General features: G+C 42.7%; 7 protein-coding genes. 3 read left to right on the top strand and 4 right to left on the bottom strand.

Annotated elements, in window-relative coordinates; all coding sequences use genetic code 11:
* Positions 1 to 62 precede the first annotated feature (62 nt).
* On the top strand, positions 63 to 896 hold the full coding sequence (locus tag QUA45_RS26545) for a thermonuclease family protein (RefSeq protein ID WP_333222777.1): 834 nt from the start codon (positions 63 to 65) through the stop codon (positions 894 to 896).
* An 875-nt stretch (positions 897 to 1,771) separates the two neighbouring features.
* Here QUA45_RS26545 and QUA45_RS26550 read toward each other — a convergent pair.
* On the bottom strand, positions 1,772 to 3,691 hold the full coding sequence (locus QUA45_RS26550; protein WP_333222778.1) for an iron uptake porin: 1,920 nt from the start codon (positions 3,689 to 3,691) through the stop codon (positions 1,772 to 1,774).
* Between the two features lie 34 nt (positions 3,692 to 3,725).
* Between QUA45_RS26550 and QUA45_RS26555 the strand changes: the two genes are divergently transcribed.
* Positions 3,726 to 3,875 (top strand): hypothetical protein, encoded by a 150-nt coding sequence (locus tag QUA45_RS26555; RefSeq protein ID WP_333099750.1) that lies wholly within the window; start codon positions 3,726 to 3,728, stop codon positions 3,873 to 3,875.
* Positions 3,876 to 4,135: 260 nt separating this feature from the next.
* Here QUA45_RS26555 and QUA45_RS26560 read toward each other — a convergent pair whose 3' ends face one another.
* Entirely contained in the window at positions 4,136 to 4,318 is a 183-nt protein-coding gene (locus QUA45_RS26560) for a hypothetical protein (RefSeq protein ID WP_333150845.1), read from the bottom strand.
* A 192-nt stretch (positions 4,319 to 4,510) separates the two neighbouring features.
* Between QUA45_RS26560 and QUA45_RS26565 the strand changes: the two genes are divergently transcribed.
* Entirely contained in the window at positions 4,511 to 5,299 is a 789-nt protein-coding gene (locus QUA45_RS26565) for a class II glutamine amidotransferase (protein WP_333222780.1), read from the top strand.
* Between the two features lie 1,134 nt (positions 5,300 to 6,433).
* Here the strand turns inward: QUA45_RS26565 and QUA45_RS26570 are convergent.
* Both QUA45_RS26570 and QUA45_RS26575 read right to left on the bottom strand, forming a co-directional pair.
* Complete coding sequence (locus QUA45_RS26570) at positions 6,434 to 7,699, bottom strand: alpha-L-fucosidase (RefSeq protein ID WP_333222782.1); 1,266 nt, start codon at positions 7,697 to 7,699, stop codon at positions 6,434 to 6,436.
* A 193-nt stretch (positions 7,700 to 7,892) separates the two neighbouring features.
* Entirely contained in the window at positions 7,893 to 8,480 is a 588-nt protein-coding gene (locus QUA45_RS26575; protein WP_333222784.1) for an FAD-dependent monooxygenase, read from the bottom strand.
* Positions 8,481 to 8,519: the final 39 nt, after the last annotated feature.

Here is an 8,519-nt window from a genome sequence, read left to right on the forward strand (position 1 = left end):
CGTTCTTGTTTGACTGACAATATATTAGATTCTTCTGAGTCCTTTTGTCAAGCGTGATTGAGATGCTCTTACCCTGCGGCAAAACCGAGTCTCTGCGCCTGATTTGCGTCGATACAGAAGAAAGTCATTCGGGAGGCTCCAAACCTGTAACTGCGGCGGGGAAAGCAGCTTCAGAAATGGCTAAAAAATACTTCGCCACAGCAGATGGTGGACTTGCTCAAATTGACATAGAATTTGATACAGACGATTCGGTTGAAGTGGCTCTACAAAAACACCGCGACAACTACGGGCGTCTCCTCTGTTACGTACATAAAGACGCAGAAAATTACAATCTTAAACTGATTGAAGAAGGCTGGAGTCCCTACTTCGTGAAATACGGGCGCTCCAGATTGTATCACCGCCCAATGACTGAGGCAGAATCCGCAGCAAAAGCTTACAATCTGATGATTTGGAATCCGGTTATCAATGCCAAAATCCCCTCTCGCAATTATGCTAATTTACTGCCTTGGTGGTCGATGCGCGCCTCAATTGTGGAAGAGTTTCGGTTGTCGGAAGCAACGGCAGGAGCGCTTTCTTTGAGGTTGCACTACCCGAAAATATTAGCGGCTTCTGAGAGAGCTAAATCTATTACTGTTTTCTGCGATTTGCAGGCGGGAATTACTAAATGGATCGGTGGGAGCGCTCTAATTTATGCTGGTTCAGTGTATCATAAATTAGATTTGTGGATACCCGATGCTAAAACTGATGAAAGAGCTCCCTTGAAGCGGCTAATTGAGAAGCGTTATGCGGGCCTGGGACGGGGATATGTGTATGTCAGTGGGAAGGTAGAACAGTACAAAGGGAAGCCTCAAATAGTTTTGAAGGATATCAAACAACTTTCAGACTTTCCCCGATAATATTTTAACTAGAGTTAATTTTATCAATCCTTTTTGCTATAGATAATTTCATTAGGAAGTAAGATAGCACAAATAGAGGGCGATGCTAAAAAAAGATCGCCATCTATTCAGGCATAATATTTTTTGTCCAGAGGTGCAGGAAAATTTATTGCTCCATAGAAGGAGTCGTGAAAAATCTACATCCTAATGGATTTGTGCGTGCAGATTGATTTTGAGGAGTGGTTATAGAAGGACTAGAGGTAGAAGGTGTGCTATTCAATTCTGAGACGGTAAAAGATTTAGAAATGTTAGGATTTTTCCAGAGAGGACTGGCAGAAGTGTTAGCAAGATTTGGTGATTCGGTAATTGTAATCTCCTGTGTTGCATTGACATTTGTCTGCGATTTGACAGTGGTTTGTGCCTGACACGGATAGGCAGTCATAGCATAAATTACAGCCAAGCTAAGAAACCCAAAATAGCCCGTTGATTTAATCATATTTATCTAAACCTAAACTTAAGAACTATTAGTAATGCTCCTAATAATAGATTAAGTTAGGAAAACTTATGTTTCAAGCGTGTTTATGCGTATTTTTTTGAACTTAATAATTAAGTATTTGTATGTATGAAAAAAAGATAAAAACGGGGAAATTACTACTAAATGTAAAGTTGCAGTAAAGATAGCGGGTTTTTACTGAGAAAAAATTTTAGGAAATCCCGCTGGCCTGGGGTTTTAATTACTGTCGGCTTACCGAAGAATACCTTTCTCGCTTAACAGGCAGGATGTCGGTTCCACAAAATTAAATTAAATTTTCTTGTGGTTCGTTCTTCCGGGGCGGGTTCGCCAAAATTGTTTGCAATTGGTGCTCTACTAAACCCGCCCTCACAGGATTAAACTCTTAAAAGGAGAATGAAGTTCTCAATACACCAACTGAGATCGGGTCGCTATCGGGAGTGTGACCGGGTTGAAAAATCAAGATCAATCCAGGGGTGACGCTGATATTATCATTCACCTGCCAGCGGTAGAATACCTCTACATGAGTAGTGGTTCCGGGTTGCCCGCCCGATCGCCCTAAACCCGTATCTAAAAAATCAGGAACGTTATTGCCTGTAGGTAAATTGCTGCTGACAATTTTAGGCGGTTGCCCGATATAAATTCCTCCTAAATTTCCGGCTTTAAACAAATCGGGGAAATTTACAAAAACCATATAATTTGTAGTTGCTATCGTACCAGATTTACCCGGAATGCGAGAATTAGTATAACCAGCCCAACCTCCCAGAGAAACTCGCGATGAAAGGCGCCAATTTAAACTTGTTCCCACTGCATGGGTTTCCAGAGAAGCAGACTTATTTGTGTTAGGATTAATGGCAGTTAATTGGCTATCCCCTGCCAAACTAATCAGATTCCCGTCGGGCGAATAATCGTTAACATAATAAATAGTCAAATCAACTGGATCTGCTGGTGTCAGAGTTAGTTGTACACCAAATGTATTGTGTCCCCTAGGCCCGTTAGAACTGACAAAAAATCCAGAAATGTTAGTTGAATAAACTGCTTGCAAACTGGCTCGCTTCGCAAATTGCCAGTCAATGCCGATGCCGCCTAAACCCAAACCCGTGTTCAAAATTGGGTTTCTTTGGGCGAAGGCAGAAAGGGGGCCCGAAGCTGCACTTTCTGCCCGATTCGGCCCTCGAAAAGCGGTAATCATGTTAACTCCTGCTGTCCCTGCAAACACTGCCAATTTGTCACCGACCAGAAAGCGGTAGTTGAGGTCGCTGACAGTTAATCCAGAAGTTTCGGCTACATTATAAGCAAGGTTTACGTCTTCGGTTAATTGTGGTGAATTGCTGCCGTTCTGGTTGTAAAAACCTATTAATAAGTTACTGCGAGGACTAAATTGAGTGGTTAAGTAGAATTGATTTAGGTTGATAATGTTGACATTTGTACCGGGGTCTTTGGTATCTATTTTGCCGTCTCTGGGAGTCCGATCCGCACGGTTGGGCGTGCGCCCTTGTATTCCAAAAATTGTGAATCCCGACAGTTTAGTTGTGGTCGAAAATTGATTGGCGTCTAGTTCGCTAGTTCGCGCTTCTAGCACATCCACTCTGCCTCTGATTGTGGCAATTTCTGCTGCAAATTCTTCTTGCAATTTTTGCAGTTTTATTAAGTCGTCTCGCTTAGCTATACTTTCAGTTGATTTGGCGATGGACTCGCGGATTGTATCTAAACAAGCATTGACTCCTGCTGCAAATTCATAGCGCGTTATAGCGCGGTTTCCGCGATAGCTTCCGTCGGGGTATCCAGCTATGCAGCCGTATTTCTCTACTAAGGATTGCAGTGCTTGAAATGCCCAGTCTGTGGGCTGTACGTCGCTGAGTTGGGAAACTGATGTAACTTGTTCTATCGAGTTTTCAGCCTGGTAAATTAACGGGGGACTTTCTAATTTATTTTCTTCCACTAATGCGGGTATTGGGGCGGGCTGCGTTTCGCTGGCTTCGGATACGTGAGTTTCTATCTCACTCGCGATAGGTACGGGTGGCTCCGATGTGCGGTTTATCGGTGAAGTTTCCTCTACATTGTCAGCTTTTTCGACTAATTTGCGATCGTAATCTCGATCGAAATTCTCCGGGAAATTATTTGTCGGTGCGGGTAATTGATACCATTCATTAACTGGATCTTCCGAATTTGGACTATTGGCTGTTGTTTCAGGATCAGTCGTTTCTGCTAAGGCTGGAATGCTGAATAATGCCTGCAATCCGAATCCTAATATTAAGCTGCTAAGGATTTTCCAAATTGGTCGATCGCAGTTGTGATTTTTCATATTATTTATACTTTGTGAGCTTACAGCAAAAAAAGTGAGAAAAAGCGCGATTCCCGACGGGATAGCTAGGCTTCATGCACTATTCGAGATGAAGGGCGATCGTAAATTGCATTCCTTCTCCCAAAACCGACGCACGAGTCAAACTGCTGTCCTCGGTTTCTTCACCTATGTGACGCCTGATTGACTATCCGGTTCCCGTTTTTTTTAACAGATTTTATAATGAAGGAAAAATTAAAAATCTGCGATATTATTTCCTCAGACATTCCTGTGCCATTGCTTTAATTTTAATTAAAACATCTCTTTATCGCTAGGATAGTTAAGTAGTAATATTAATGATGTGGGGGCAGATATAATCGATACCAAAATACACCATTAATTAGCTTTTTATACATTAGATATCATCTTTTACAGCACCATTCATAAACACCAGATTCAGTTCCCCGATCATTTAAGCAAACTAATTTTTCCATGATTTTTGATAATGTGAATGACCGGCTGATTGTTAAAGGCATTCAAACGGTGCTGCCAAACCATCAAAGTCCTATCAATTCCATCCCGGATATCGGCTAATATTTTATACTCGCTGTCTACACTGGAAAAAGTGTATAGCGATTTATCGGTTAACATCGTTCCCAAGGAAACACGAGCGATTTTTTTAGCTATCGCCAAGTTTTTGGCTTCAGTCTCACTACCATTGATCCAGCCAAAATATTAAGTGTATTTAACTTATTTAACCCGTTAATACTATAATATTATCACCGCAAATCTGTAGCTGCCAATAGCTGCGCGATCGATCCACACTCCAGAGACTTAAAAGCTATGTGCCAATTACTGGGAATGAACTGCAATGTTCCGACAGATATTTGCTTTTCTTTTGAGGGTTTTTCTGCAAGGGGGGGCAAAACCGACGTTCATCAAGACGGTTGGGGAATTGCTTTCTTTGAAGGTTTGGGATGTCGCCTTTTTATAGACTCTAAACCTGCGATTGCTTCTCCGGTTGCAGAAGTAGTGCGTCGCTATCCCATTCATTCAACTAACGTCATTGCTCACATCCGCAAAGCTACGCAAGGCGAAATTGCTCTGGAAAACTGCCACCCTTTTATTCGGGAACTTTGGGGACGTTATTGGGTGTTTGCTCACAACGGAAATCTTGAAAATTTTTATCCAGAATGTGCCGGAGTTTACAAACCTGTGGGCAAAACTGACAGTGAAAAAGCATTTTGTTTAATATTAGAAAAGCTGCGCTCCACTTTTCCTCATAGTAAGCCTGCTTTAGCGAAAATTTACCAGGTACTGGAGGAAATTACTAAAACTTTGGCAGAACACGGAATTTTTAATTATTTACTTTCCGATGGAGAACACTTGTTTACCCACTGTTCTACTAATTTGCATTATATTGTGCGACAAGCACCTTTTGCTAGCGCTCACTCGATCGACGAAGATATAACAGTCGATTTTCGGGAATTGACCAATGAGGACGATCGCGTGGCTGTTATTGCCACTTTTCCGCTGACAGATAACGAAGTTTGGACGCAAATTCAGCCTGGAGAATTGCTGGTATTTCAGGATGGTTTGCCGGTCTCTTCTGGGCTGCTGGAGTTAAGTTAACGGGACTCAAACAAACTTAAAGCCTAAACAAAGCCATAACCTGCTGTTTATGACGCACGTCACCATTATCTTGCAGCCAAGGGACAAATCGATAAGATATAGTTGTTAAACTGACCAGGCAGAGCATAAAGGTTTTCACAGGTTTGTTCCTCCAACACCTTCTCCATCCTCCTGTTAACTGTTGGCAAATAATCAAACGGATCTTTCGTACTTACTATGCTAAAGTGAGTGTAGGAAACCGCCAGCTAATCAAAGCTCTAATTTTAAACTTCTTAAAGTTGCTCAATTCAAATCCACAAGGCTTTAATAATTTGGTAGCGGTGCATAGTTATGGAAAGCCGGTAGAATTATTTAGTTCTACTTTCTTAACTTCCTTCTTTATGAATTGTCCGCTTTGCAGTTGTAAAAATGTCATAAAAAATGGTCTGAATTATAGTGAAAAGCAAAAATTTAAAGGTAAAGACTGTCTCTGACAGTTTGTTATTAACCCCCAACATCAACCTATTCCACAATAACGAAAATTTCTGATAGATAGAAGTTCATCAGAGTGAATAAGGTAATAAGCAGTAGAAAGAACTGGCTAGAGATGCTCTAAAAAAATTTATTTTTATAGCATATATTGGGCAGCGAGATGAGAAGGAAGCTAGGAAATTATGGAATTTATTACCACTGGCTGAGGCAATTTGCTGTCAGTCATACAGATTTTGGAAGCTCTTAGTCCGCAGTTTTTTATAGCAAAAGACACAAAGGGAAAGACAAGGATAGTGGGAAAATTTATGACTTATAAAAAATTAATAATACTCGGAGGTATAGGCTCTGTAGATGGGTGAGAAAAACGCTGGCTTTTTGTAAAAAACTTTCAAAGTATATTGGCAGCTATCAGGAGGAATTTTATCCATCATTCTAACGAGTTTTGAAGTTATTGAAAAACTCTCTTAACCCTGACTATGGAGGACGACCAATTATCGCATTGGGAAACTGACAGAGTATTTCACTTTTCCTTTCGGTCAAGCTTATTCTGAATGATTTGTATAAGATGGAACCCAAAGTGCGATCGTGAGATTGAGCTGGATGCGATCGGCTCCTGGGGTACGAAGTGAAGAAGTGCGATCGCGAAACTAGCCAAATCTTGTTCTAAGTATCGTTAGCTGGAGCAATATCAACTGCAATCACCGTAGCATAGGGATTGAGAGCTTCTTCAGGCACTTGAATCGTTAACTCCCCAAGAGGATCGGCACTTAACATAGAATCGACAATCGCACAGCGAGTTGAGTATTGTAATGATTCCCCTCCAGCGACTTTAGAAACGTCTTGAATCCGTTTAATGGGTACACCTCGTACTGTTACTGACTCGTAGGGCTTCATCAGCAAGAATAAGTAAAAGCGATTGCCCCGCCGAGTAGAAGGGCCGTAGAATTGCCAAGGTTCCAGTCCAGGCTGTGTTCCTACAATACTCTGGGCATGGACAGCCATCCAGTCTTCTACAAATTGCAACAAATCCAATTGTTCAGATTGAATCTGCCCATTGCCCATTGGACTGACATTCAACAGCAGATTGCCACCTTTACCTGCAACTTCACAGAGGGTATGAATAAGTTGGCGAGCTGACTTGAATTGGGTGTCCTTCGGGTTGTAACCCCAGCTTTCATTCAGAGTTAGGCAAGCTTCCCAAGTACGTTGAGGCGGTTGGGGGGGAATGAATTGCTCGCAGGTATCGAAGTCTCCAAATCCAGGGAGGCGATCGTTGATTAGCAAATGCGGTTGCAGCGATCGAATCATTTCATGTAGCTGTTTAGCTTGCCATTGCTCTGGTTTTCGTTCCCAACCGCCATCAAACCAAAGCAAGTCAATCTTTCCGTAGTTGCTCAACAATTCTTTGACTTGAGCGAACATAAATTCTAGGTAGCGGTCCCACTGAGAACTCGTTGGCTGTCGAAATTTCCCAAACTGATACGGTTTGTCGGCTTCTGTGAAAGCCGGATAGTCAGGGTAATGCCAGTCAATCAAGGAAAAATACAACCCAATTCGCAAACCCTCCGCCCGCATCGCCTCCACAAATTCTCGGACAATATCTTTTTTGTACGGCGCATACTCGATAGAAAAGTCGGATTGCTGGGTATGAAATAAGGAAAATCCATCATGATGTTTAGCCGTCAAAATCACATACTGCATCCCCAAACGTTTTGCTAAATTAGCCCAACTTTGAGGGTTGTATTCAGTCGGATTGAAAGTTTGGGCGGTGCGGTGATAGTCCGCTACCGGAACATCTTGGCAGTACGGCAAGCTAAAGACGCCTCCGACCAACGGCCAAGATACTTCGTACCCACACTGGCTGCTATGGCTCCAGTGAACAAACATTCCCAATCGTGCTGTCTCAAACCAGTTGTTTTCTTGAGTCATTGGTTTACCCTGAAATATAGGCGGTATAGCTGAAAGAGTAATGTTTACTCTCAGGTAAAATGAATAACCTAGGGTAAACTTCTTTGTCGAATGGGGCTGAAATGAGCTGCCCCAAATGTAACGCCACAGAGGTTTCTAACAATGGTAATCGTTGGGAAACTGAGGGAGTATTTTGTGTTTCCCAATGTCAAACTTATTCTAAATGATTTGTACGGGTATGATTCCATTGAGGTTGGTAATCAAACAACCATTTGAACTGCAAGTCAGCCAACCAAGTAGGAGTGAGCTTGTAAATGCCGTTCCGCAACAAACATCCGATCGCCGTATCCGCCTGCCCCAATTTCCCTATTTGTCTGGAAGTATCGAAAACGCGAGTAACTCGCTGAGTGCGGCTGCCTTCAAACTGCCGCAATAGGGAAGGAACAGTATCGCCACCACTTCGGCTAGTACATAGGAGTTTCGCTAGTTCAAAAGAGTCTTCCACCGCCATACAGCCCCCTTGACCGATATTCGGTTGAACAGGGTGCGCGGCATCCCCGATTAAGGTAACTCGCCCTTGCCCCCATTGGGTTCCCAGCGGTGGCCGATCGACAATATCATCTCGGTAAATCTTCTGCCCGTCGAGAGTTTCGATGATAGCTGGTACTGGGTCAGCATAGCCTTTAAATAGGGAGCGCAAGGCATTCAAGGAACCGCCCAGCCCATCGTCATTACCGCCCGCTGGGGTATTGTTGAAAGCATAGTCCTCTTCTGTCACTCTAGGCAGAGTATAATAGGACAAAATCTCTCAAACCTGAGCTGGGTCTATGGTTAAGCCTCG

This window comes from Microcoleus sp. Pol12A5, from assembly GCF_036701435.1.
Taxonomy (GTDB): Bacteria; Cyanobacteriota; Cyanobacteriia; order Cyanobacteriales; family Microcoleaceae; genus Microcoleus.

Excerpts from the sequence above, each read along its gene's own strand:
- QUA45_RS26545 (WP_333222777.1), top strand. The coding sequence starts at position 63 with ATGCTCTTACCCTGCGGCAAAACCGAGTCTCTGCGCCTGATTTGCGTC.
- QUA45_RS26550 (WP_333222778.1), bottom strand. The coding sequence starts at position 3,691 with ATGAAAAATCACAACTGCGATCGACCAATTTGGAAAATCCTTAGCAGC.
- QUA45_RS26560 (WP_333150845.1), bottom strand. The coding sequence starts at position 4,318 with ATGTTAACCGATAAATCGCTATACACTTTTTCCAGTGTAGACAGCGAG.
- QUA45_RS26565 (WP_333222780.1), top strand. The coding sequence starts at position 4,511 with ATGTGCCAATTACTGGGAATGAACTGCAATGTTCCGACAGATATTTGC.
- QUA45_RS26570 (WP_333222782.1), bottom strand. The coding sequence starts at position 7,699 with ATGACTCAAGAAAACAACTGGTTTGAGACAGCACGATTGGGAATGTTT.